This is a genomic window from Mesorhizobium calcicola (assembly GCF_042682105.1).
In the GTDB taxonomy this organism is placed as follows: Bacteria; Pseudomonadota; Alphaproteobacteria; order Rhizobiales; family Rhizobiaceae; genus Mesorhizobium; species Mesorhizobium calcicola.
This window is the reverse complement of the sequence record NZ_JBHUGY010000077.1, coordinates 53,423-76,954: the sequence shown is the minus strand read 5'-3', so window position 1 is coordinate 76,954 and position 23,532 is coordinate 53,423. Positions and strand designations below refer to the sequence as shown.

The 23,532-nt window shown below is 63.1% G+C and carries 20 protein-coding genes and 2 pseudogenes; 13 read left to right on the top strand and 9 right to left on the bottom strand.

The window, feature by feature from the left end; genetic code table 11:
• Both ACFSQT_RS38075 and ACFSQT_RS38070 read right to left on the bottom strand, forming a co-directional pair.
• Nucleotides 1-502, bottom strand: a pseudogene (locus tag ACFSQT_RS38075) (carboxylate--amine ligase); the annotation flags it as partial.
• A 363-nt stretch (nt 503-865) separates the two neighbouring features.
• Nucleotides 866-1,294, bottom strand: a complete 429-nt coding sequence (locus ACFSQT_RS38070) for a L,D-transpeptidase (RefSeq protein ID WP_379027149.1) — start codon at nt 1,292-1,294, stop codon at nt 866-868.
• Nucleotides 1,295-1,517: 223 nt separating this feature from the next.
• Between ACFSQT_RS38070 and ACFSQT_RS38065 the strand changes: the two genes are divergently transcribed.
• The 5 genes from ACFSQT_RS38065 (at nt 1,518) to ACFSQT_RS38045 (ending at nt 8,182) form a co-directional block, all read left to right on the top strand.
• Nucleotides 1,518-2,798, top strand: a complete 1,281-nt coding sequence (locus ACFSQT_RS38065) for an acetylornithine deacetylase/succinyl-diaminopimelate desuccinylase family protein (protein ID WP_379027148.1) — start codon at nt 1,518-1,520, stop codon at nt 2,796-2,798.
• A gap of 162 nt (nt 2,799-2,960) precedes the next feature.
• Nucleotides 2,961-4,439, top strand: a complete 1,479-nt coding sequence (locus ACFSQT_RS38060) for an ABC transporter substrate-binding protein (RefSeq protein ID WP_379027147.1) — start codon at nt 2,961-2,963, stop codon at nt 4,437-4,439.
• A gap of 310 nt (nt 4,440-4,749) precedes the next feature.
• Complete coding sequence (locus tag ACFSQT_RS38055; protein ID WP_379027146.1) at nt 4,750-5,697, top strand: ABC transporter permease; 948 nt, start codon at nt 4,750-4,752, stop codon at nt 5,695-5,697.
• Nucleotides 5,694-6,563, top strand: a complete 870-nt coding sequence (locus ACFSQT_RS38050; RefSeq protein ID WP_379027145.1) for an ABC transporter permease — start codon at nt 5,694-5,696, stop codon at nt 6,561-6,563. The genes ACFSQT_RS38055 and ACFSQT_RS38050 overlap by 4 nt, the downstream gene beginning before the upstream one ends.
• Nucleotides 6,560-8,182 carry an ABC transporter ATP-binding protein gene (locus tag ACFSQT_RS38045; RefSeq protein WP_379027144.1) on the top strand — a complete coding sequence of 541 codons (1,623 nt, stop codon included), beginning with the start codon at nt 6,560-6,562 and terminating at the stop codon, nt 8,180-8,182. The genes ACFSQT_RS38050 and ACFSQT_RS38045 overlap by 4 nt, the downstream gene beginning before the upstream one ends.
• A gap of 12 nt (nt 8,183-8,194) precedes the next feature.
• Here ACFSQT_RS38045 and ACFSQT_RS38040 read toward each other — a convergent pair whose 3' ends face one another.
• Nucleotides 8,195-8,626 carry a TerB family tellurite resistance protein gene (locus tag ACFSQT_RS38040; protein WP_379027143.1) on the bottom strand — a complete coding sequence of 144 codons (432 nt, stop codon included), beginning with the start codon at nt 8,624-8,626 and terminating at the stop codon, nt 8,195-8,197.
• 149 nt (nt 8,627-8,775) lie between these two features.
• Here ACFSQT_RS38040 and ACFSQT_RS38035 point away from each other — a divergent pair, with 149 nt between their 5' ends.
• From ACFSQT_RS38035 to ACFSQT_RS38020, 4 genes are all read left to right on the top strand, one after another.
• Nucleotides 8,776-9,561, top strand: a complete 786-nt coding sequence (locus tag ACFSQT_RS38035; protein ID WP_379027154.1) for a TSUP family transporter — start codon at nt 8,776-8,778, stop codon at nt 9,559-9,561.
• Between the two features lie 53 nt (nt 9,562-9,614).
• Nucleotides 9,615-9,785: a hypothetical protein gene (locus ACFSQT_RS38030; RefSeq protein WP_023812274.1), complete on the top strand. Its 171-nt coding sequence runs from the start codon at nt 9,615-9,617 to the stop codon at nt 9,783-9,785.
• Between the two features lie 102 nt (nt 9,786-9,887).
• Nucleotides 9,888-10,715: a helix-turn-helix domain-containing protein gene (locus ACFSQT_RS38025; RefSeq protein WP_379027142.1), complete on the top strand. Its 828-nt coding sequence runs from the start codon at nt 9,888-9,890 to the stop codon at nt 10,713-10,715.
• A gap of 120 nt (nt 10,716-10,835) precedes the next feature.
• Nucleotides 10,836-11,255, top strand: coding sequence for a VOC family protein (locus tag ACFSQT_RS38020; protein WP_379027141.1), 420 nt, complete (start codon nt 10,836-10,838; stop codon nt 11,253-11,255).
• An 8-nt stretch (nt 11,256-11,263) separates the two neighbouring features.
• Here the strand turns inward: ACFSQT_RS38020 and ACFSQT_RS38015 are convergent, their stop codons facing one another.
• Both ACFSQT_RS38015 and ACFSQT_RS38010 read right to left on the bottom strand, forming a co-directional pair.
• Nucleotides 11,264-12,739, bottom strand: a complete 1,476-nt coding sequence (locus ACFSQT_RS38015) for a cobyric acid synthase (protein WP_379027140.1) — start codon at nt 12,737-12,739, stop codon at nt 11,264-11,266.
• Nucleotides 12,739-13,353, bottom strand: coding sequence for a dimethylsulfonioproprionate lyase family protein (locus tag ACFSQT_RS38010; RefSeq protein ID WP_379027139.1), 615 nt, complete (start codon nt 13,351-13,353; stop codon nt 12,739-12,741). The genes ACFSQT_RS38015 and ACFSQT_RS38010 overlap by 1 nt, the downstream gene beginning before the upstream one ends.
• Nucleotides 13,354-13,491: 138 nt before the next feature.
• Between ACFSQT_RS38010 and ACFSQT_RS38005 the strand changes: the two genes are divergently transcribed.
• From ACFSQT_RS38005 to mmsB, 3 genes and pseudogenes are all read left to right on the top strand, one after another.
• Nucleotides 13,492-14,661 (top strand): isobutyryl-CoA dehydrogenase, encoded by a 1,170-nt coding sequence (locus tag ACFSQT_RS38005; RefSeq protein ID WP_379027138.1) that lies wholly within the window; start codon nt 13,492-13,494, stop codon nt 14,659-14,661.
• Nucleotides 14,662-14,678: 17 nt separating this feature from the next.
• Nucleotides 14,679-15,047 (top strand): annotated as a pseudogene (locus ACFSQT_RS38000) (four helix bundle protein).
• 72 nt (nt 15,048-15,119) lie between these two features.
• A complete protein-coding gene (mmsB, locus tag ACFSQT_RS37995; RefSeq protein WP_379027137.1) occupies nt 15,120-16,004 on the top strand; it encodes a 3-hydroxyisobutyrate dehydrogenase in 885 nt (294 codons plus the stop codon).
• A 278-nt stretch (nt 16,005-16,282) separates the two neighbouring features.
• On the opposite strand, the gene ACFSQT_RS37990 is transcribed toward mmsB, so the two are convergent.
• From ACFSQT_RS37990 to ACFSQT_RS37975, 4 genes are all read right to left on the bottom strand, one after another.
• Nucleotides 16,283-16,927: a cytochrome c oxidase assembly factor Coa1 family protein gene (locus tag ACFSQT_RS37990; protein WP_379027136.1), complete on the bottom strand. Its 645-nt coding sequence runs from the start codon at nt 16,925-16,927 to the stop codon at nt 16,283-16,285.
• A gap of 91 nt (nt 16,928-17,018) precedes the next feature.
• Entirely contained in the window at nt 17,019-17,384 is a 366-nt protein-coding gene (locus ACFSQT_RS37985; protein WP_379027135.1) for a hypothetical protein, read from the bottom strand.
• A gap of 141 nt (nt 17,385-17,525) precedes the next feature.
• A complete protein-coding gene (locus ACFSQT_RS37980; RefSeq protein ID WP_379027134.1) occupies nt 17,526-18,905 on the bottom strand; it encodes an aspartate aminotransferase family protein in 1,380 nt (459 codons plus the stop codon).
• A gap of 442 nt (nt 18,906-19,347) precedes the next feature.
• Nucleotides 19,348-21,420, bottom strand: coding sequence for a prolyl oligopeptidase family serine peptidase (locus ACFSQT_RS37975; RefSeq protein WP_379027133.1), 2,073 nt, complete (start codon nt 21,418-21,420; stop codon nt 19,348-19,350).
• A gap of 405 nt (nt 21,421-21,825) precedes the next feature.
• On the opposite strand from ACFSQT_RS37975, the gene ACFSQT_RS37970 reads away from it, so the two are divergent.
• On the top strand, nt 21,826-23,403 hold the full coding sequence (locus ACFSQT_RS37970; protein ID WP_379027132.1) for a trimethylamine methyltransferase family protein: 1,578 nt from the start codon (nt 21,826-21,828) through the stop codon (nt 23,401-23,403).
• Nucleotides 23,404-23,532: the final 129 nt, after the last annotated feature.

Below are 23,532 nucleotides of genomic sequence, written 5' to 3'. Positions count from 1 at the left end.
TGTTCGGCTTCAGGATGACCGGAAAGCGAAGTTCGGCGGCCGAGGCCTGCTCCAGCGAAGTGAACTCATAGGTCAGCGGAATGGCGAGCGCCAGTTCGCGAGCCCGGCGGTACAGAAGCGGCTTCTCGCAAACCCATTTCAGCTGCTGCCATGGTGGCAGCACCACGTCGAATACATCGGACAACTGCTCGATGGATCGCGACACCAGCCGAACTTCAGGGTCGCCGCCGGGGATCAGAAGAAAGCCGTCCAATCCGTGGGTCTCGGCCAGGTTGAGCAGGAAGGCAACGGCGCCGTCATCCTCAGGGCCAGGCCACGTCATCTGTCGATGAGCATAACGCGAGAAGCGGGGCAAGGGCGTGTCGGCGCTTACCAGCCAGACCGGCACTTTCTGCGCGCCAAGGCTCCTGGCCAATGCCAGCGTCCCGTGCGCCCCGCCAAGAATAACCACCCCGGCGGGCCGGCTGGAAACACGATCGTCCGTTTTTGGCTGGGAGAGCATCTGTCAATTCCGGCAATCGGTGCGCAGTGGCGAGCTTCTGGTTTGCCGATTGACTGGCCTGCAAGAAGTAAGAGATGTCTAATATAGAAACTGGTCGCCCGGATGCTGCCGCTGCCGGCAGAAAATCTCACACCAATGCTTTCAACATGGTAATGAAAAATTGACGCCGCTTAAGAAAGAGGCCTCGGCAGTCGGCAATGACCATGCCGGGAATGTACGCGTTCCGACTTTGCCACTGGCTTCGACGGCCAAAGCAATTCGGGAAAAGTGCCAACAAACAGTTAGACCGGTTCAGCGATCCATCGACGTGAACCGGCTAACATAAGGCAAAACTGCGCAGCGATCCGGACGATGCCGACGGCCCTAGTTGGTCACGACAATGCGCGTGTTGCCGAAACCCACTTCCCGCACCATCGAATAGAAGGTTGCGGCATTGGCCGTGTGCAGCCGCACGCAGCCATGTGATGCCGGCCTGCCGAGCTGCCTGACGGCGCCGGTTCCATGGATGGCATAGCCGCCATGGAAGAACACGGAATAAGGCATCGGCGACATGTGGTATTTGCGCGAATACCACATCCGGGCCGTGCGTTGCGGACGATAGGTGCCGCGCGGCGTGAAGTAGCCGGGTCGCGCGGTGGACACGCTCCACCGGTAAACCGAAAAGCCATAAGTGACCGTCATCGTCTGCGACGACACGTCTATGTTTGCAACGAGGCTGGCTGCCCAACCCTGCCCCGAAGCACCGAACAGCATCGCGACAAACACGGCTGCCATGAGAACAGTCTTTTTCATGCGATCAAACCCCTTTGATTGCCCCTTACCTGCCTGCCATCACGGTGTTTTTCACCTTTTTAATGGCAGGTGAACGAGGTAACACACACTCCTTGACCAATTCGCCAATCCGAAGCAGCGAATTTGAACGATTTCCCGCGATAGTTGCCGCAACGACACGCTGCACGGGCCTTATCATCAGCGGGCTTGCAAAAACGTCGATATCGCTGCTCAACTCGTCCGCATGAACGAGCGACTCCTCAAGGCAATCGATGACCGGCGCGACGATGTCGTCGCGCTGACCGCCGACCTGATCCGGTTTCCGACCATCAACCCACCCGGCGAGGCCTACCGGCCATGCGCCGAATATCTCAGTGCGCGGCTGAAGAAGAGCGGCTTCGAGACCGAGTTCATCCGCGCCGAGGGCACGCCCGGGGACACCGATCGCTATCCGCGTGTCAATGTCGTCGCCCGGTTTGACGGACGGTCGCCTGGCGCCTGCGTCCACTTCAACTCGCATATCGACGTTGTCGAAGCGGGCGACGGCTGGACCGTCGATCCCTTTGCCGGCGTCGTCCGGGATGGCAAGGTGTACGGCCGTGGCGCCTGCGACATGAAGGGCGGCCTCGCCGCCTCGGTCATTGCCGCCGAAGCCTTCATGGAGGTGTTTCCCGACTTTCCGGGTGCCATCGAAATATCGGGCACCGTCGACGAGGAGTCCGGCGGCTTCGGCGGCGTCGCCCATCTGGCCAGGCTCGGCTATTTCTCGAAACCCAGGGTCGACCACGTCATCATCCCCGAGCCGCTGAACAAGGACCGCATCTGCCTTGGTCATCGCGGCGTCTGGTGGGCGGAGATCGAGACCAAGGGCGAGATCGCGCATGGCTCGATGCCGTTTCTCGGCGACAATGCGGTACGCCATATGGGCGCCGTGCTGCAGGCCTTCGAGGACGAACTGTTTCCCGCTCTCGACCGCAAGATGACGCGCATGCCGGTCGTGCCCGAGGGTGCAAAGCGCTCAACCATGAACATCAACTCCATCCATGGTGGCCAGACCGAGGATTTCCGGCCCGGCCTGCCTTCGCCCAACGTGCCCGATTCCTGCCGGCTGACCATCGACCGCCGCTTCCTGCTTGAGGAGGACCTCGACACGGTCAAAGGTGAAGTGACCGGCATTCTCGACCGGCTGAAGCGCGAGCGGAAAAAATTCGACTACGAGATCCGCGACCTGATGGAAGTGCTGCCGTTGATGACGGAGCGCGACGCGCCGGTGGTCAAGGCGGTGGCGCAAGGCATCATGGCGATCTTCGACCGCGAACCCGACTACGTGATTTCGCCCGGCACCTACGACCAGAAGCACATTGCCCGCATCGGCCATATCTACGATTGCATCGCCTATGGCCCGGGCATTCTCGACCTCGCCCACCGGCCGGACGAATGGGTCGGGATATCGGACATGGTGGAATCGGCCAAGGTGATGGCGATCGGGCTCAACGTGCTGCTGCGCGGCACGGAAGCGGGATAGTCCCGCATCGCGACAAGCTTCGACCTGCCGACCGGGCGGCCACGGCAAAAACATTCCCGGCCGTCCTGCCGGGCAGAACGAAACGCAATTTACTCCGTGGCAAAATCACGCTTCTATCGCCCGGGTTTGAGCACGTGTCTGAAACGCATGGGGAGTTGCACGATGAGATTGTGGAAAACCATCCTGGCCGCGGCGGTGCTGTCGCTGGCCACTGGCACCTCGGCATTCGCCGCGCGAACCGATCTCGTCATCGGCATTCCGCTCGAACCACCGCATCTCGATCCGACCGCCGGTGCTGCCGCGGCCATCGATGAGGTTCTCTACGCCAATGTGTTCGAGGGCCTGACCCGGATCGGGCCTAATGGCGAGGTGCTGCCGGACCTGGCCGAAAGCTGGACCATTTCCGACGACGGCAAGGTCTACACTTTCAAGCTGCACACCGGCGTCAAATTCCACGACGGCACCGATTTCGACGCCAGTGACGTGAAATTCTCGCTGGATCGAGCCCGCGCCGACAATTCGGTCAATGCGCAGAAGGGTCTGTTCGCAGCGATCGACAAGGTCGACGTCGTCGACCCGGCAACAGTCAAGGTGACGCTGAAGAACCCGCAAGGCTCCTTCCTCTACAATATGGGCTGGGGCGACGCGGTGATCGTGGCGCCGGAATCGGCCGACGCCAACAAGGAGAAACCGATCGGCACCGGCCCGTTCAAATTCCAGAGCTGGGCCAAGGGATCGTCGATCACGCTGGTCAAATCGGACAATTACTGGGGCACGCCGGCGTCCCTCGACAAGGCCGAGTTCCGCATCGTTCCGGATGCCGCTGCCTATGTGCCGGCACTGCTCTCGGGCGACATCCAGGCTTTCCCGTTCTTCGATGCCGACAGCGTCGCACAGGTCAAGGACGACCCGCGCTTCAAGGTGGTGATCGGCGCGACCGAGGGCGAAACCCTCCTGTCGATCAACAACAAGAAGCCGCCTTTCGACAAATTGCAGGTGAGACAGGCGATTTCCTATGCGCTCGACCGCAAGGCGATCATCGACGGCGCCTCGGCCGGCCTCGGCGTGCCGATCGGCTCGCATATGTCGCCAGCCAACAAGGACTATGTCGACCTCACCGGCCGCTACCCGCATGATGTCGCCAAGGCCAAGGAATTGCTGAAGGAAACGGGCCTCGAGAACGGCTTCAAGGCAACGCTGAAGCTGCCGCCGCCCTCTTACGCGCGGCTCGGCGGCGAGATCATCGCCTCTGAACTTCGCGACGTCGGCATCGATCTCGAGATCATCCCGGTCGAATGGGCGCAGTGGCTGGATCAGGTGTTCACCAAGAAGGATTACGACCTGACCATCGTCTCGCACACCGAGCCCAACGACATCGATATCTACTCGCGCAAGGACTACTACTTCAACTACGACAACCCGGCCTTCGACAAGGTGATTGCCGACCTCAACCTCACTTCCGACGAGGCCAAGCGCAAGGAGCTTCTGGGGGGGGCACAGAAGATCCTGGCCGATGATGCCGTGGTCGGCTTCCTCTTCGAACTGCCCAAGGTCGGCGTCTGGGATGCCAAGCTGCAAGGGCTGTGGGAAAACGCACCGATCCAGGCCAATGACCTGACCAAGGTGAAGTGGTCGGATTGAAGACTCAGGCTGTCCGGCGGAACTTGCGTTCCGTCCCACCCCCCTCTGCCCTGCCGGGCATCTCCCCCGCAAGGGGGGAGATCGGCGGTTCGGCCGACGGCTCCCTTTTCACAACCCTAGTGATTTGCGCAACGTCAGCGATTGGCGAAAGCCTCGATGAGAACGCAATCTCCCCCCTCGCGGGGGGTCCGAAGGACGGGCCGAGACCCGTGGCTCGGGCCGGGCAGTCCGGCAGGACAGAGGGGGGTGGGCGGGAACGCGACCTCTGCCCGGCCGTCGCACGGGGCAGAACAGCGGTCCCTCACCTCCCATGACCCTCTATCTCCTCAAGCACTTTGCCATTGCGCTCGCTACGCTGGTGCTGGCCTCCATGGTGGTGTTCGCCGTGCTGGAGATCCTTCCCGGCGATCCGGCGCGGCTGATGCTGGGCATGAATGCCAGCGCCGACCAGGTCGAGCTGTTGCGCAACCAGATGGGTCTCAACGCGCCGCTCGGCCTGCGCTATCTACATTGGGCCGGCGGCCTGCTCAGCCTCGATTTCGGCCGTTCCTACACCTATTCGGTACCGGTCATCGACCTGGTGCGCGAACGGCTTGCCGTGTCGCTGCCGCTGGCGCTGATTGCTCTGGCACTCTCGACCATCATTGCCATTCCGGTCGGCCTGTTTTCCGCCAGCCGGCGTGGGCGCGCCGGCGACACGGTGGCTATGGGCGCGGCTCAGCTTGGCGTCGCTGTCCCCAATTTCTGGTTCGCGCTGATGCTGATCTATGTCTTCGCCGTCTGGCTGCGGCTGGTTCCCGCCGGCGGCTTTCCCGGCTGGAGCGCCGGCGTCTGGCCGGCGCTGAAATCACTGCTGCTGCCGGCAATAGCGCTTGCGTTGCCGCAAGCGGCGATCCTGGCGCGCGTCACCCGCTCGGCGCTGATCGAGGTGCTGAACGAGGACTATATCCGCACCGCCCGCGCCAAGGGCCTGCCCTACCGCGCGGTCCTGTGGCGGCACGCGCTGCGCAACGCCATGATCCCGGTGCTGACCATCCTCGGCCTGCAATTCGCCTTCCTGCTTGCCGGCACCATCATCATCGAGAATGTCTTCTACCTGCCCGGCCTTGGCCGGCTGGTGTTCCAGGCGATCACCCAGCGCGACCTGATCGTCGTCGAAAGCGTGATCATGCTGCTGGTCGCCGCCGTGATTGCCGTAAACCTCCTCGTCGACCTTTCCTATGCGGTCGTCGATCCGCGCCTGAGAGGCCGGCAATGACACTGCACATCGACATATCAGAGGAGACGCTCGGCAGCATCCTGGCCAAGGCATTCAGGAACACCGCCTTCGTTGCCGGTTTCGTCATAACCTTGCTGATCCTGGCTATGGCGATCGTCTCCTATGCCTGGACGCCCTACGACGTCACGAAACTGGTGATATCAGACAAGACTCAAGGCCCCTCGCTGGCGCACTGGTTCGGCACTGATCATTTCGGCCGCGACATCCTGTCGATGGTCATGGTTGGCGCCCGCAATTCGATTGCCGTGGCGCTCGTCGCGGTCGGCATCGGCATGGGGGTCGGCGTGCCGCTCGGCGCCTTTGCCGCGGCGCGGGGCGGCCTCGTCGACGAGGCGTTGATGCGGTTGAACGATCTCGTCTTCGCCTTTCCCGCGCTGCTGTCGGCCATCATGATCACCGCCATCTTCGGGCCAGGCGCCGTCAACGCCATCATCGCCATCGGCATCTTCAACATTCCGGTGTTCGCGCGCGTCGCCCGCGCCGGCGCGCTGGCGATCTGGCCGCGCGAGTTCATCCTTGCCGCGCGCGCCGCCGGCAAGAGCAGCACGCAGATCAGCATCGAACATGTGCTGCCCAACATCGCCACGCTGCTGCTGGTGCAAGGCACCATCCAGTTCGCGCTTGGCATCCTGGCCGAGGCCGGGCTTTCCTATCTCGGCCTCGGCGCCCAGCCGCCAATGCCGAGCTGGGGCCGCATGCTGTTCGACGCCCAGACCCGCATGGTGGTGGCGCCTTGGATGGCGATCTTTCCCGGCATGGCGATCGTCATCACCGTGCTTGGGCTCAACCTTCTGGGCGATGGCATCGCCGATATCCTCGACCCGAAATCACGGCGGCAGCGATGAGCCTGCTCGACATCGAGAACCTGTCGCTGACCATCGGCGATACGCCGATCCTCAAGGACATGCAGCTCTCCGTCGCGCCTGGTGAGGTGATGGGACTGGTCGGCGAATCCGGTTCGGGCAAATCGATGACCGCGCTGACGGTGATGCGGCTTCTGCCACATGCCGCGCGCGCCACCGGGCGCGTCACCTTCGACGGCATCGACATCCTCGCGGCAACCGAGGACCAGATGTGCGCGCTGCGCGGCGACGACGTCGGCATGGTGTTCCAGGAGCCGATGACCGCGCTCAATCCGGTCAAGACCATCGGCGAACAGGTGGCCGAAGGCATACGCTGGCACACCAAAGCCAGTCGTGCGGAGGCTGAAGACCGGGCGCGAAAAATGCTCGACCGCGTCGGCCTGCCCTCGGCAAAATTCCCGTTGTCGCGCTATCCGCACGAACTGTCGGGCGGCCAGCGCCAGCGCGTCGTCATCGCCATCGCCTGTGCGCTGAAGCCGAAGCTGCTGATCGCCGACGAGCCGACCACGGCGCTTGACGTGGTGCTGCAGGCGCAAATCCTCGACCTCTTGCGCGACCTCGTCGCGGAGAGCCGCATGGGCCTGCTGCTGATCTCGCACGACCTGGCTGTCGTGACCGAAATGGCCGATCGCATCACCATCCTGCGCCGCGGCGAGGTGATGGAAGCCGGAGACACCGCACGCACGCTGTCGGAACAATTCCACCCCTACACGCGCCAGCTGGCGCAGGCCTCGATGCATGTGCCGGCGCGGCCAAGACCGCATGGCGTCGGATCGGGCCAATCCCTGCTTCAGGTCGAGGGCGTGACGCGCGACTATCCCGGCCGGCGCAGATCGCTGCTCAAGCGCGCAGCCTCGATTCGTGCCGTGGACGACGTGTCCCTGTCGATGGCGCCGGGCCAATCGGTGGCGCTGGTCGGTCGCTCCGGCTGCGGCAAGTCAACGCTTGCCCGAATGATCCTGGCGCTCGACCGGCCGAGCTCGGGCACGATCCGGTTTCGCGGCGAGACCGTCACCGGCAAGAGCGAGGCGGAACTGAAGCCTGCCCGGCGTGACATGCAGGTTGTCTTCCAGGATCCTTATGGCTCCTTCGACCCGCGCCAGAAGGTCGAAAAACTTGTCGCCGAACCGCTGCATGTGCTGGACAAGAAGCCGACGCGCGCCGAACGCCGCGAGATGGTGGCGCATGCGCTGCACGAAGTCGGCCTCGACCAGCGCGACATGGACAAATATCCGCATGAGTTTTCCGGCGGTCAGCGCCAGCGCCTGTCGATCGCCCGCGCCATCATCACCCGCCCCAAGCTGGTCGTCGCCGACGAACCGGTCTCGGCGCTCGATGTCTCGATCCGCGCCCAGATCCTCGACCTGTTCGCCGAACTCAACCAGAAGCTCGGCATTGCCTACCTCTTCATCACCCATGACCTGACCGTCGCCCGCGCCATCACGGACGAAGTGCTGGTCATGCATGACGGCCGGATCGTCGAGCGCGGCAAGACCAACGAGGTGCTCGACCACCCGCGATCCGAGGCGGCCAAGGCGCTGGTCACTGCCGCACCCGACTTGCACCGGGCAATCGCTCGACGGATGCAGGAACAAGGCTGAGCGGGCGGTTCGCTACTCTTCCGGCTTCACCACATCGACCGGGCTGATGTCGAGCAGGTCGAGCGTGCGGCGCAGCAGCCGCACCTCGCTCTCGGCCAGTTGCGAATCCGCCTTGGCGATCTCGGCCATATGGCGGGCTAACTGCTTGCGCCGCTCGAGGTCGAGATCGCGGAACAGCGCAATCGCCTGCGAGCCGTTGGTCTCGTAGCCGAACTCGTTGAGATATTCGATGACGCTGTCGATGCTGGTTTCGGCAATGCCGAAGGCGTCCTTGCAGATGCGCCGGAAGGCAACCATCTCGCTCTCGCTGACCGACCCGTCGGCCAGGATCATGCGGAACAGCATCAGAAGTTCCGCCGACAAGACCGGATCGTCCGCCACCTTGCGCACGCCTGGTTCGCCGTCGAAGATCGAGCGTATCTGGTCCAGCAATGCGAATGCCATCGGGGGCCCCTTCCGATTCAGATGCGACGCGTGATTCCATCCAAGTGCGACGCGCTTGGATAGAGGTAGCGCGGAATCGAGCTTGCGCAAACAGGTCGCTCGTGGTCGAACGCCAATATCTCAGCCCACCGGACATTCCCATACATCAGATGATCGACCTGACCACCCAGACCGTAGCCATGCTGGCGTTCGCCGGCTTTGCCGCGGGCTTTGTCGACTCGATCGCCGGCGGTGGCGGCTTGATCACCATCCCGGCGCTTCTGCTTGCCGGGTTCTCACCGGTCGAAGCGCTTGGAACCAACAAGCTGCAGGGCATGTTCGGCTCCGGGTCGGCGACCATCCACTATGCCTCAAAGGGCCATGTCGATTTGCGCCGGCAATTGCCGTCGGCGCTGCTCGCGCTTGCCGGAAGTGCTGTCGGCGCCTTGCTGGCGACGATTGTCCCAGGCGATCTCCTGCGCGCCCTCCTGCCCCTGGTGTTGATCGCCATCGCGCTCTACTTCGCGCTGAAGCCCAACATGAACGATGTCGACCGGGCCGAACGCCTGTCGCCCTTCCTGTTCGGAGTGACGCTGGTGCCCGCCATCGGCTTCTATGATGGTCTGTTTGGACCCGGCGCCGGCTCCTTCTACATGCTGGCCTTCGTCGCACTTGCCGGCTACGGCGTGCTCAAGGCGACGGCGCACACCAAATTGCTCAACTTCGCTTCCAACATCGGCGGCTTCATCGTCTTCGCCGCCGTCGGCGTCGTCTACTGGAAGATCGGCTTGATGATGGGCGTTGCCCAGTTCCTCGGCGCCCGCGTCGGTGCCAGCCTGGCTATGCGCATCGGCGCGAGACTGATCAAGCCGCTGCTGGTGATCGTCTGCCTGGCGCTGGCGGCAAAGCTCTTGGCCGACCCGGCGAACCCGCTGCGTGTCATGATTGGTGTGTGATCACGCGCCCTGATAGAATGAAGCCGTTCGAATCATGTTGCGAGGAGCCAGACATGAATCTTAGCGCACCCACCCAGATTGTTTTCATCATTTCCGTTGTTATCGCCATCATCGGTGTTCTTGCCGCCCTTGGCGTTCTTGCGTTCATTCCACTCGCATCGGTGTGGATCGTTCTTATCGCCTTCATCGTGCTTGCCGGCGGCTGCTTGATGCGCGGCGCCTGACCAGTTTCCCATGAAGTGGGGACCAGGAGCGCCCGGCCAAAGCCGGGCGCTTTTGATTCTGGTCTGGGGTCTGCTAGATTTCTTTCCGCGGGAAGGATGCCGATGCTAGTCGAGATGCAACGCCAGCAGGAACAGGACCGCTCCATCGCCGGGCGGTTCGAGATGCGCCGGCGTCTTCCCAATCCTGCCCTTGAGGGTATTGTAACTGACATTTGCGGCTATCGCGAAACGGCGCCGGGCCATTTGCGCAATGTCGAATACGCATCGCTGACCGTGCCGCTGGTGATCAGCTTTGCCGAACCCTTCGCCATCGGCCTCGGCAAGACGCCGGGCGACAATGACCGCTTCGCCAGTTTCGCCGCCGGCCTTTATGCCGGACCGGTGGTGATCGAATCCTTCGGTGGCGCCTGCTGCGTCCAGGTCAACTTCACACCGCTCGGCGCACGCCGGTTTTTCCGCCTGCCGATGAGCGAACTCACCGACAGCATGGTCGTCCTCGACGACGTGCTTGGCGCCGAAGGCATGGCGCTGCGCGAACGGCTCGGCAACGCGCCGGACTGGGCGGCGCGTTTCGACATCGCCGAGACCTTCGTCGCCGCCCGTCTCGAGAATGCCGCCGAGACGCCGCTCGAAATTGCCTGGGCCTACGACCGCATCATCACGTCCGGGGGCCGGACCCGCATCTCATCGCTTGCCGAACGGCTGGGCTGGAGCCGCAAGCATCTCGCCAGCGGCTTTTCCGATGCCATCGGTATCGGCCCCAAGACGCTGTCTCGCATCGTCCGCTTCAACCGGGCGCTCGGCCTGTCGAGGCGGCAGGCCGTCGACTGGGCCGATATCGCCGCCGATTGCGGCTATGCCGACCAGGCGCATCTGGTGCGCGAGTTCCGCGACCTTGCCGGCGAGACGCCGACCGCACTTGCCAGGTAACATTTCTTCAAGACGCTGGAACGGCCTTCGACCAGAGTGATGCATGTCGCCCAAAAGCGCGCAGCGGTTTTGGGCATGCACAAACAAGGTTCATCGACCAACCCAACTGAAGGAGTTCCCATGCCCACCACCACGGAAGCGCCGCGCCTCTACCCTGCCCTGCGCTACAAGAACGCGGCAAAAATGATCGACTGGCTGTGCGAAGCCTTCGGCTTCAGCGTCCGTGCCCGCTATGGCGAAGGCGATGTCGTGCACCATGCCGAACTGGTTTTCGGTTCTTCGATGATCATGCTGGGCACAGTGCGCGACGACGACTACGGCAAGATGGTCGGCGAGCCCCGCTCAGGCGGCGGCAAGTCGATCTACATTGCCGTCGACGATGCCGATGCCGCCTATGCCAAAGCCAGGCAGGCCGGCGCCACGATCATCCAGGAATTGACCAACCGCGACTATGGCAGCCGCGAGTTCATCTGCCGCGATCCGGAAGGCAATGTCTGGTCGTTCGGCACCTACTGGCCGAAGGCAGGCGAAAAGGCCTAAACAGGACCTCAGCGCGCCTGCGCGAAGATAGCATCGCAGTCGAGATGGGTTTCCAGCTCGGCCGCGACCTCGTCCAGCGCCCGCTCGACCTCGGCCCGGTAGTCGATGCCGCCGCCCTTGATGCCGAGGCTTTCGAGGAATTTCCCGCGAAAGGCGTCGGCTCCAAACAGGCCATGCAGATAGGTGCCAACCACCTTGCCATCGGCGGAAACTGCACCATCCTCGACACCGTTGATGATTGCCGACGGTCGCATGGTGTCCGGTCCGGTGGTGCGGCCGAGATGAATTTCATAGCCCTCGAGCGGCAGATCGAACGGCACCGAGCGGGCGCTGACATTGCGCACCGTTTTTTCCGGCTCCATCACCGTTTCGACGTCGAGCAGGCCGAGCCCTTCGGCCTCGGTGACGCTGCCTTCGATGCCGTCGGGATCGCTCACCATCCGGCCAAGCATCTGGAAGCCGCCGCAAACGCCGACGACATGGCCGCCACGCTTGCGATGGGCGAGCAAATCGCGGTCCCAGCCGTTCTCGCGGAATTTCAGGAGATCGCCAATCGTCGACTTGGAGCCGGGAATGACAACCAGCCCGGCATCCGCCGGCAACGGCTTTCCAGGCGGCACGAACACCACCTCGACCTGCGGTTCGGCCTTGAGCGGATCGAGATCGTCGAAATTGGCGATGCGGCCAAGCATCGGCACGGCAACCTTCAGCGCGCGTGTCTGCCCGGACGCCAGCCGTTCCAGCACCACCGAATCCTCCGAAGGCAGCCGCGCCGCCGCCTTCAGCCACGGCACCACCCCAAAACAGCGCCAGCCGGTGAACCTTTCGATCGATTTTATGCCATCATCGAACAGCGAGACGTCGCCGCGAAACTTGTTGATGAGGTAGCCGACGATCATACGCCGGTCCTCTTCCGGCAGGATCAGATGCGTGCCGGCCACCGAAGCGATGACGCCGCCGCGATCGATATCGCCAACCAGCACCACCGGCACGTCGGCGCGCGTCGCAAAGCCCATATTGGCGATGTCGCGGCTGCGCAGGTTGATCTCGGCCGGCGAGCCGGCGCCCTCGACGATGACGAGATCGGCGCCCTCGCCGACCTTGCCCCAGGAGTCCAGCACAGCATCCATCAGTTGGCCCTTCAGCGCCTGGTAGTCGCGCGCCCGCGCTTCGCCAAACACCTTGCCCTGCACGATGACCTGGGCGCCGACATCGGTTTGCGGCTTGAGCAGCACCGGGTTCATGTGGACCGACGGCGCCACACCGCACGCGATCGCCTGCAGCCATTGCGCACGGCCGATCTCGCCGCCGCTGGCATTGTTGTCGCCGGGAATGTTGGCGACGGCAGCGTTGTTCGACATGTTCTGCGGCTTGAACGGCCGCACTCTCAGCCCGCGCTTTTTTGCCGCGCGGCAGAGGCCGGCGACCAGCACCGTCTTGCCGACATCCGAACCCGTGCCTTGCAGCATGATTGCCTTGGCCATCAGTTCCTGCCCTGCGCGACGGTTCCGGTAATCGTGGATTTCGCCGCCAGCGGCCCGCCGCGCCAGATGTAGAGCGCCAGCAGCGGTTCCGTGCCGGTGCGCATGGCATGGTTGACGTTGGAGGCGTGATGCACGGCTTCTCCCGCCGCGCGCCGGCGAAAGCCGCTCTCACCCATGCGCCATTCGGTACCGCCGGTCAGCGGGATATAGATCTCCTCGGCAACATGATGATGATCGGGATAGACGATATCGGGGCCAAGGATCAGCAGGCCGGCGGCGACCTCGTCGTTGGCGAAATGACCACGCGTGCCGAACACCTCCAGCCAGCCGTAATTGTCGATGAATGCCTTGCCGAAATCCGCCTCGCTATAGGTCTGCCCCCAGCGAAGATCATTCCGGCGCTCCGCCAGCAACCGCACCAGCGGCTTGGCATCGGGCGGCGCCAGGTCGGCGGCGCGATCGAGATGACGCAGGCAGCCAAGCGGATACGGCTCCAGCGCTCGGGCTGGCATGTCCCAGGCGATCGCCGCCACGGCGTCGCGCACCAGGGCGTCATCCACGGAAGCGAGATAGGCGTGGAACCGTTCCAGCAGTTCATCGAATTTAGTCGACACGTTTCGCTCCAAACATGCATTGGTGCAAAGCCGCTCCGCCAAGGGTCGGGTTGCGCGGCGGCATCATTGGTCTAGATTGGTGTGCGCGCAAAGCCAAAAACGACAGGCCAGCAAGCCGAAAACGTCAGGGAGCACGCCATGGACGCCGCGGTCGATGCGAGCACCAGCCAGTTCGAACTCAACGAGGAACAGCGCGCCATCCAGGAGATGGCGCAGGCCTTCGCCGCCGACCGCGTCGCGCCGAACGCGCTCGACTGGGACCGCAGGAAACACTTTCCCGCCGACGTGATCCGCGAGACCGGGCCGCTCGGCCTTGGCGGCATCTATATCAGGGAGGATGTCGGCGGCTCCGCGCTCGGCCGGCTCGACGCGGTGCTGATCTTCGAGGCGCTCTCGCACGCCGATCCGGCCTTTTCGTCGTTCATCTCGATCCACAACATGGTGGCCTCGATGATCGACCGTTTCGGCAATGACGAACAGCGCCAGCGCTTCCTGCCGAAGCTTACCTCGATGGAATGGCTGGCGAGTTATTGCCTGACCGAGCCGGGTTCCGGATCCGACGCCGCGGCGCTGAAGACGCGCGCGGTGAAGAGCGGCGGCGACTATGTGCTGAACGGCACCAAGCAGTTCATCTCGGGCGCCGGCGACAGCGATGTCTACGCCGTCATGGTGCGCACCGGCGCCGACGGGCCCAAAGGCATTTCCACCATCGTCGTGCCCAAGGATTCGCCCGGCCTCTCCTTCGGCGCCAACGAGCACAAGATGGGCTGGCACATGCAGTCAACCCGCCAGGTCATCTTCGAGGACTGCAAGGTGCCGGCGGAGAACCTTTTGTCGGGCGAAGGCGCCGGCTTCGGCATCGCCATGGCGGGGCTCGACGGCGGCCGGCTGAACATCGCCGCCTGCTCGCTGGGCGGCGCGCAATCGGCGCTCGACAAGGCGCTGTCCTATGCCGCTGAGCGCAAGGCCTTCGGCTCCAGGATCAACCAGTTCCAGGCGCTGCAGTTCCGGCTGGCCGACATGGAGACCGAGCTGCAGGCGGCCCGCATCTTCCTCTACGCCGCCGCTTCGAAGCTCGACCGCAAGGCGCCGGATGCCGGCAAATGGTCGGCGATGGCCAAGCGTTTCGTCACCGACACCGGCTTCGCCGTCGCCAACGATGCGCTGCAGCTGCTCGGCGGTTACGGCTATCTGCACGATTACGGCATCGAGAAACTGGTGCGGGATTTGCGCGTCCACCAGATCCTCGAAGGCACCAATGAGATCATGCGCGTCATCATCGCGCGCGCGTTGGTTGGAAGGCAGTAGTAGGCAGTAGGCAAAAGATGACCGGCAAGATCGATTCGTACAAGGATCTCATTGTATGGCAGCAGGCGATGGATCTGGCTGTCGCCACCTATTCATTGACCAAAGCGTGGCCAAAGGAAGAATTGTATGGGTTGACCAGCCAAATCCGCCGTTCAGCAACCTCTATCCCTGCAAACATCGCCGAAGGTTATGGCCGAGACAACAGAGGCTCTTATCAGCAATTTCTCCGGATTGGCCCAAGGCTCCCTGAAGGAATTCGAGACGCACCTTCAGATTGCCGAACGCATTGGCCTTGCCACGCATGATCAAGCCGATCACTTGCTGACATCGACCGGGGGATCGGCAAAATGCTTCGCCAACTCATTCTCAGACTTACGCCAGAATAGACAACCCTACTGCCTACTGCCTACTGCCTACTGCCTACTGCCTACTGCCTACTGCCAATCCGGAGCACCACTATGACCACCATCGCCTTCATCGGCCTCGGCAACATGGGCAATCCAATGGCCGCCAACCTGGTCAAGGCCGGGCATGCCGTGCATGGCTTCGACCTGATGCCTGAGAACCTGACGGTCGCGCGCGAGCATGGCGTCGTCATCATGGCCAACGCACCGGCCGCGGTAAAGGACGCCGATGTGGTGATCACCATGCTGCCGGCCGGCAAGCATGTGCTGTCGGTCTATGAGGACATCGCGCCCAAGGCGAAAAAGGGCGCGCTGTTCATCGATTCCTCGACCATCGACGTCGAATCGGCGCGCAAGGCGCATGCCATCGCCGCCAAACGCGGCCTGCTGTCGATCGATGCACCCGTTTCGGGCGGCACTGGAGGCGCGGCGGCCGGCACGCTGACTTTCATGGCCGGCGGCTCCGACGGTGCCTTCGCCGTCGCCGAGCCGATACTCAAGCCGATGGCAGGCCGCATCGTCCATTGCGGCGGCGACGGCGCCGGCCAGGCGGCAAAAATCTGCAACAACATGATCCTCGGCATTTCGATGATCGGCGTCGCCGAAGCCTTCGTTCTGGCGGAAAAGCTCGGCCTCTCGCATCAGGCGCTGTTCGACGTCGCCTCGACCTCGTCCGGCCAGTGCTGGTCGCTGACCACCTACTGCCCGGTGCCCGGCCCGGTGCCCAACTCGCCCGCCAACCGCGACTACAAGCCCGGCTTTGCCGCCGCGCTGATGCTGAAGGATCTGAAGCTGGCGCAGGAAGCAGCACAAGGTTCCGGTGCGGTGACCCCGCTTGGTGCCGAGGCGGCTCAGCTCTATGCACTGTTCAACGCCCAGGGGCATGCCGGCGCCGATTTTTCCGGGATCATTAATTTTCTGCGCGGAGCCAATCCATAAGCTCCTAATACAACTGGGTTTTTCGCATATCCTGAGAGAAACCTGTCAAATTTAGGTTTGCTTAAGCTCTCGATAACCCCCCGGTAACGATGTCTCTGTAAAACGGAATGCGAGGCGGACATATCGCATCCGCCCGGCGCTCCGGATCAGGTCTCGCGTACCGGAGCCCGTAAGTTTCGCCAAGTGTTTGCGTAGCGAAACGCCATGCGTATCTGGCAAAGCCGCGTTCCGATGGAGCGCGGTTTTTGCGTTTCTGCCGGTTTATCCGCGCAGTCCGGTTATATTCCGATTGCCGCGTCCGGGATCGGGACATGATCTTCATTGATCATCACGATCGGCGCGTCCACTCCATCAACCCTGACCACAAGCAGGCGGATACTCCACGTGCCAGCATTGCGGACCAGGTGGGAAAACACGGTGGCTTTGCCCTTGGCTCCGTGGACGGGAATGCTGAACTGGGCGTCGCCCGTTCCATTCGCACTGACGTTGAGATGGCCGCCGACCCAGAAATTGTCGGTCACGTCGTCGCCAATGGCAGCCTTGACGCGGGTATCGGAACGTACGGCGTCCATCGTCATGTGGTAGGCGTCACTGCCTTTGAACATGAAGGGGATGCTGCCGACCATCGTCGCACAGCCCCCGATACTGACCAACCAGACGGCAAGGCCGGCGATCGCCCAGTTGCGTTGCGTCTTGCGGAACTGTTCCGCATCGCGCCAGGCGCGGTTCCGCCAGGCCCAGCGGCTGCCGCGTGCGCCGAGCACGAAGATCATAACGAGGTTGACGACCGGGATCAGCGCCAGCAGCGCGATGAAGGTGCTGTTGCCGATGCCCCAGATCCAGTTGAGGAAGAAGGCGCCCCAGTTCCAACGGTCAAGCTCGGCTGGAATTTCGGCGGGCTGGTTGAGCGGCTGTCCGGCCATGATGTTCCCCCATCGGCAGATGTGCCTGATGCGGTTCTAACGTAAGACCTTGAAAAACGGGAAACAGTTTTTCTGGATCGGCCTTTCGTGGTCAGGCCTTGTTGGACAGCCGGCGAAAGTTCGCTTTCACGGCACGGCTTGCTGGCTTCAGCGCAGCACTGATCGACCGTTCCGCCGCGACGCCGTTGAGCAGCGACGGTGTGCGGCCGGAAAGGATTTCCGGCCAGAACCGCGATGCCGACTGCAGAAAGGACATTTGCGCCGCAAACGCACCTTCGGCCATCGCCACGGTCTTCTCGTTTACCGCACGCGCCGTCTCCGTGCCCCATGGCTGGCTGCTCCTGGCATCCATCGCCATCAACGGCAGCCGCATCATTGCCACCAGTGGCGCCAGCATCAGGTCGCCGCCGATGCTGGCCGCTTCTTGCGTCCGTCGGCTCTTGCCGGTCTTTTTCATGGAAACAGTCCCCTTGTCGCAGCCGCGTCGGCTGCTGCCCCGCACACCAAGCGCTGAGGGTGAAATTCGTTCCCCATTGCGACGGCATGTTTCTCGAAGCCGGGCGTTCCCATCGAAGAACGCCCGGTCGAGATTCCGATCCTACCGCTTGCGCAAATCCTCCTGCGCCAGATCCAGCGCCTTTGAGATGCGGTCGCAGGCCATGTCGATCGTGTCGCGGGTCCAGATCAGCGGCGGCGACAGAATCATCGTGTCGCCAGTCGCGCGCAGCATCATGCCGTTCGCGATCGCGTGGTCGCGGACCGTCACCGCCGCACTTCCCGCCGGCAGGAACCGCTCCTTGGTCGCCTTGTCCTTGACGATCTCGATCGCGCCCATCAGGCCGATCGAGCGCACCTCGCCGACCAGATCATGCCCGGCAATGCGCTCCTGCAACGCCTTGGCGAAATACGGGCCGGTATCGTTCCTGACACGGTCGACCAGCCCTTCCCGCTCGATGATCTCGAGGTTCTTCAGCGCCACGGCACAGGCCACCGGGTGACCGGAATTGGTGTAGCCGTGATTGAATTCACCGCCCTTCCCGACCAGCGTCGAGGCGATGCGGTCGCCGACCAGCAGCGCCGACAGCGGCTGATAGCCCGAGGTCAGCGCCTTGGCAGTGGTGATGGTGTCGGGCTCGATGCCGAGCGTCTGGGCGGCGAACCATTCGCCGGTGCGGCCATAGCCGGTGATGACCTCGTCCAGCATCAAGAGGACATCGTATTTGCGGCAAATGCGCTGCACTTCCGGCCAGTAGCTGACCGGCGGTATCTTCACGCCGCCCGCTCCCATCACCGGCTCGCCGATGAAAGCCGCAACCTTGTCGGCGCCGGCCTCGAGGATGGCATCCTCGACGGCCTTGGCCGCGCGCAGGCCGAAATCATGATCGCTCTCGCCGGGCAGCGCCAGTTCATAGGTATAGGGCATCATCACATGGACGATGTTGGGCACCGCCCCGTTGAGCTGCTTGTGCATGCCATCCATGCCACCGAGCGAGGTGCCGGCTATGGTCGAGCCGTGATAGGCCATCTTGCGCGAGATGACGCGGTTCTTCTCCGGCTTGCCTTCCAGCGCCCAATAATGCCGCACCAGACGCAGTGCCGTGTCGTTGGCTTCCGAACCGGAGGAGCCGTAGAACACCTGGTTGACGTTCTTCGGCGCGATCTCCGCCAATTTCTTGGACAACAGCACCGGCGTCGGCGTCGAGCATTTGAAGAAGGAGTTGTAATAGGGCAATTCCTTCATCTGCGCATAGGCGGCCTCGGCCAGCTCGTCACGGCCATAGCCGATGTTGACGCACCACAGCCCGGCCATGCCGTCGAGGATTTCCGCCCCTTCGGAATCGTAGATGAACGGCCCGTTGGCATGGGTGATGATGCGCGAGCCGGCCTCGCGCAATTCCTTGTGATCGGTGAACGGGTGGAGATGGTGCGCGGCATCGATCTGCTGAAGCTGCTTCAGCGAATAATTCTGATAGGTCATGGATTGGATCTTTCCTCTGGATTCTATCCGGCTGTACCGGGGGAGCGAATGCATCAGAGGAAGGCAGGTGGCGAATAACCGATGCGGGCGCACAGCCGCAAAAGCTCGGCCCGCAGCGTGCGCGGTGACGGTGTCACCGCGACCCGCGATGCGCGAGCCCCAAATGCGCGAGCCAATGTCCTGACGAGAGCCATGAACGGCACCTTAAAGCAATTCCGGGAAAAGTGTGAAACGGTTTTCCCAGGAAAAGCGCGTAGCGCTTTCCCTAATGGATGTCGCCCCGGTTTTGAGACAACGACATGCATAAAAACAAAGACCTAAAGCGCGTCGCCTGAATCCGTTTCAACGCGACGCCCTTTAGGGAATTGCGTCAAAACGAAAGAGCGAACAAAGGACGGTCTAGGCGAACCACCCTTTGCATCGGCGACGCGCCGGTTTCGGCTCAGGCTTTGCCGCTCAGCGCCCTTTGCAGGAAGACATACTTCATCGCCGTCTGCGCCGCCTGCGGCCGGCGGTCGCCGCGGCCGCCATGTCCACCTTCGGTCTCCTCGAAGAACAATGTCCGCGCATGGCCGGCTTCCTGCAGGCGGGCGGCCATCTTGCGCGCATGGCCGGGATGGACCCGGTCGTCGGCGGTCGAGGTGGTCAGCAGCACCGGCGGATAGGCGGCATCGGCCGCGACATGTTGGTAAGGCGAGTAGGCCGAAAGCCACTTCGCGTCTTCCGGTTTTGACGGATCGCCATATTCGGCCATCCACGAGGCGCCGGGCGGCAGTTCGGTGTAGTGCAGCATATCGAGCAGCGGCACCTCGATGATGACGGCGCCGAAAAGCTCGGGATGCTGCGTCAGGGAAACGCCGGTCAGCAGGCCGCCATTCGAGCCACCCTGGATGCCGAGCGAAGCGGCCGTCGCAATGCCGCGGTTGACGACATCCTGCGCGACCGCGGCGAAATCGTCGAACCCGTTCTGGCGATTGCCCTTCAGTGCGGCCTGATGCCAGGCCGGGCCGAACTCGCCGCCGCCGCGAATGCAGGCCTGCACATAGGCATTGCCCTTCTCCAGCCACAGCCTGCCACGCACGCCGGCGTAGCCGGGCAGCAGCGGCACTTCGAAGCCGCCATAGCCATAAAGCAGCGTCGGCACAGGACCCTCCTGGTCGCGTCGCCGGACGACGAAGTATGGGATCATCGTTCCATCCTTCGAGCGCGCCTCGAACTGTTCGGAGATCAGCGGCGACGCATCAAAGCGTGAGGGCTGCGACTTCACGGTGGCGAGCGTCTCGCCATCGTCGTCCGACCAGATGATCGAGCTCGGCGTCAGGAAATCGGTGAAGGAGAAGGAAACGCTGGAGCCGAAATGCTCGGCATGACTGATGCCGACATTGCCGTTTTCGGGCAGTGCCACAGGCTTCAGCGCCCAGCGGCCGTCGTTGCGCTCGCAGACGACGACCTTGCCGCGCACATTGTCCATCAGGTTGATGAACAACCGGTCCTGCGTGCGGGCAATGCCGGCAATCGACACGCGGTATGCCGGCTCCAGCAAGGTCTCCACCGGGCCGAGCGTGCCGGTCTCGACCCAGTGCGCCAGGTCCAGCGAATAGAGGCCGTCAGCCTTGCACGACGTGCCGTCGGGCGCCGTCCACGGGCTGCGCACGCCAAAGACGAGCTGATCCCTGAAGATCGCGGTGTCGGTCATGTCGTCCGGCAAGGGCAGACGTCTGTTCTCGCCGGAAGGCAGCCGCAGGAAAATATGCGAGGCGAAGAAATCGAGCGTCCGGGCCAGGATCAGATAGCGTCGGTCGCCGTCGAACTCGACGGCGGCACCGACAGCGAGATCCGCCTTCTGCGCCTCGAAGATCGGCGTCGCGTCGTCCAGCTTGGTGCCACGCTTCCACAGCTTGACCACGCGCGGATAGCCGGATTCGGTCTTGTCCGCCTCCTCGAATGCGGCCGAAACGATGACGGTGTCCTTGTCGAGCCAGCTGAAGCCCGACTTGGAAGCTGGCGCGCGGAACCCGTCCTCGACAAAGGATTTGGTCTCGATATCGAATTCGCGCATCTCGCTGGCGTCACCGCCGTCCGGCGACATCGAGACAAGGCAGAGTTTGAAGTCCGGGTAAAGCCGGCTGGCGCCGCCGAACACCCATTTGACCCCCTCCTTCGCCGCAAGCTGGTCGAAGTCGACGATCGTTTCCCAATCCGGCTTCTCGGTCTTGTAAGAGGCGACCGTCGTGCGTCGCCAGAGGCCGAACGCATTGGTCTTGTCCTGCCAGAAATTATAGATATGGCCGTTGAGCGCGGCGCCGACCGCGATGTTGTCCTCGGCCGTCATCAGATCGAGCGCAGTCTCGAACGCCGCCTGATAGGACGGATCGCCCTGCAATTCACCTGTTGTGACCTCGTTCTGGCCATGCACCCAGTCGAGCGACTCTTTGCTGGTCCTGTCCTCTAGCCAGAGGAACGGATCGTCGGTCGACGGGGTGGAATTGGGCGTCTTGGTGATGGGCTTGGTCATGAAGTCTCCGATAAACGCGTCGCTTTTGGCACCGCCAACATCGATATGCTGTGTCCGATATTCAATATGTTCAGCCGACGATTGAGGCTTTCCGCCGGCCAACGACGCTCGTAACCGCCAGCGCCAGGCACATCGCCTTCGCTCGAACCGGTTGCTGCCATCCATATGAAGTGCTGGCCATCCGGCCGGCAAGCCCGACTGGCTACTGGTTCGATCCGAACAAAGAAAGGGCCGGTCGCCGAAATCCGCTTGCGCCAATGGGAGGCGCAGCGAGGACGATGTCGTGGTCGCACAACTGCCGTTCCGGTATGTCGCTTCCCTCGCCCTAGGGGTCGCCGCCTCCGCAATGGCCGGCGGGTCGCCGGTCCATTATGCCGCGCACTATCGCATCGCACGAGGACCATCATGACCGCCGCCCTACAACCTGCAGAACCGGCATTGGCCACCGACCGCGCCCGTCGCGGCGGCCGCGCGGGAAAGCGCGCCGGCGGCTCGGCCGCGTTCGAGCAGCCTGCTTTCCGTCAGCTGAAAAATCCGCTGACGCCTACTAAGCTGGTTTCGGACGACGAGTTGGAATCGATCCACCTCGCGTCCCTGCGCGTGCTGAAGGAGATCGGCGTCGACGTTCTGCACGACGAGGCCCGGCGTATCATGAAGGCGCACGGCGCCGAGGTGCGCGATGGCAGCGAGCGCGTGCGCTTCGACAGCGACATGATCCTCGAGCTGGTGTCGCACTGTCCGTCGGAGTTCACCATCCACTCGCGCAATCCGGCGCACAATGTGCGCTTCGGCGGCGACAATCTGATCATCTCGATGATGGCGTCGGCGCCCAACTGCTCGGACATCGACCGCGGCCGCCGACCCGGCAACCAGCAGGATTACCGCAACTTCCTCAAGCTCGCTCAGATGCACAACATCCTGAACTGCACCGGCGGCTATCCGGTCGAGCCGACCGATATCCATCCAGCCGTCCGGCACCTGGAGTGCATTCGCGACCTCGCCACGCTGACCGACAAGGTGTTTCACATCTATTCGCTCGGCAAGGAACGCAATGTCGACGGTATCGAGATCGCCAGGATCGCGCGCGGCATCAGCCACGAGCAGCTGCTCGAAGAGCCGTCGGTCTTCACCATCATCAACACCAATTCGCCGCTCAAGCTCGACGTGCCAATGATGGAAGGCATCATCCAGATGTCGAGCAAGGGGCAGGTCGTTGTCGTGACGCCGTTCACCCTGTCGGGGGCCATGGCGCCGGTGACGATCGCCGGCGCGCTGGTGCAGCAGAATGCCGAGGCGCTGTCCGGTATCGCCTTTGCCCAGATGGTGCGCAAGGGAGCACCCGTCGGCTATGGCGGCTTCACCTCCAATGTCGACATGAAGTCCGGTTCACCGGCCTTCGGCACGCCGGAATACATGAAGGCACAGCTCGTCGGTGGTCAGCTTGCCCGCCGCTACAACATCCCCTACCGCACCTCCAACACCTGCGCCGCCAACACGGTCGACGCGCAGGCGGCTTATGAGAGCGTGTTCTCGCTGTGGGGCGCCATCCAGGGCGGCGGCAATCTGATGATGCATGCGGCCGGCTGGCTCGAAGGCGGCCTGCGCTGCTCCTATGAGAAGACCATTCTGGACATCGACCTGCTGCAGATGGTGGCGGAGTTCCTGACCCCGCTCGACCTGTCGGACGAGGCGCTCGGCTTCGACGCCATCCAGTCGGTCGGCCCCGGCGGCCATTTCTTCGGAACCCAGCACACGCAGGACCGCTACAAGACCGCCTTCTACTCGCCGATCCTGTCCGACTGGCGCAATTTCGAGACCTGGGCGGAAGCCGGATCGCCGACAGCGCTGGAAAAGGCCAACAAGGTGTGGAAGGAGCGGCTGGCATCCTACGAAGAACCCTATATCGACCCCGCCATCCGCGAGGAGCTCAACGCCTTCGTCGCAAAGCGCCGGTCCGAGGGCGGCGCCCCAACCGATTTCTGATCATTGCCTTGATGAACAGTCGACCCCCACTCCGTCGAGCTTCGCTCGACACCTCTCCCCCGATCGACGGGGTAGAGGAAGGCCGCGATTTAGCCGGCCCTGGCTCCGTTCCTCTCCCTCCGGAGGGGG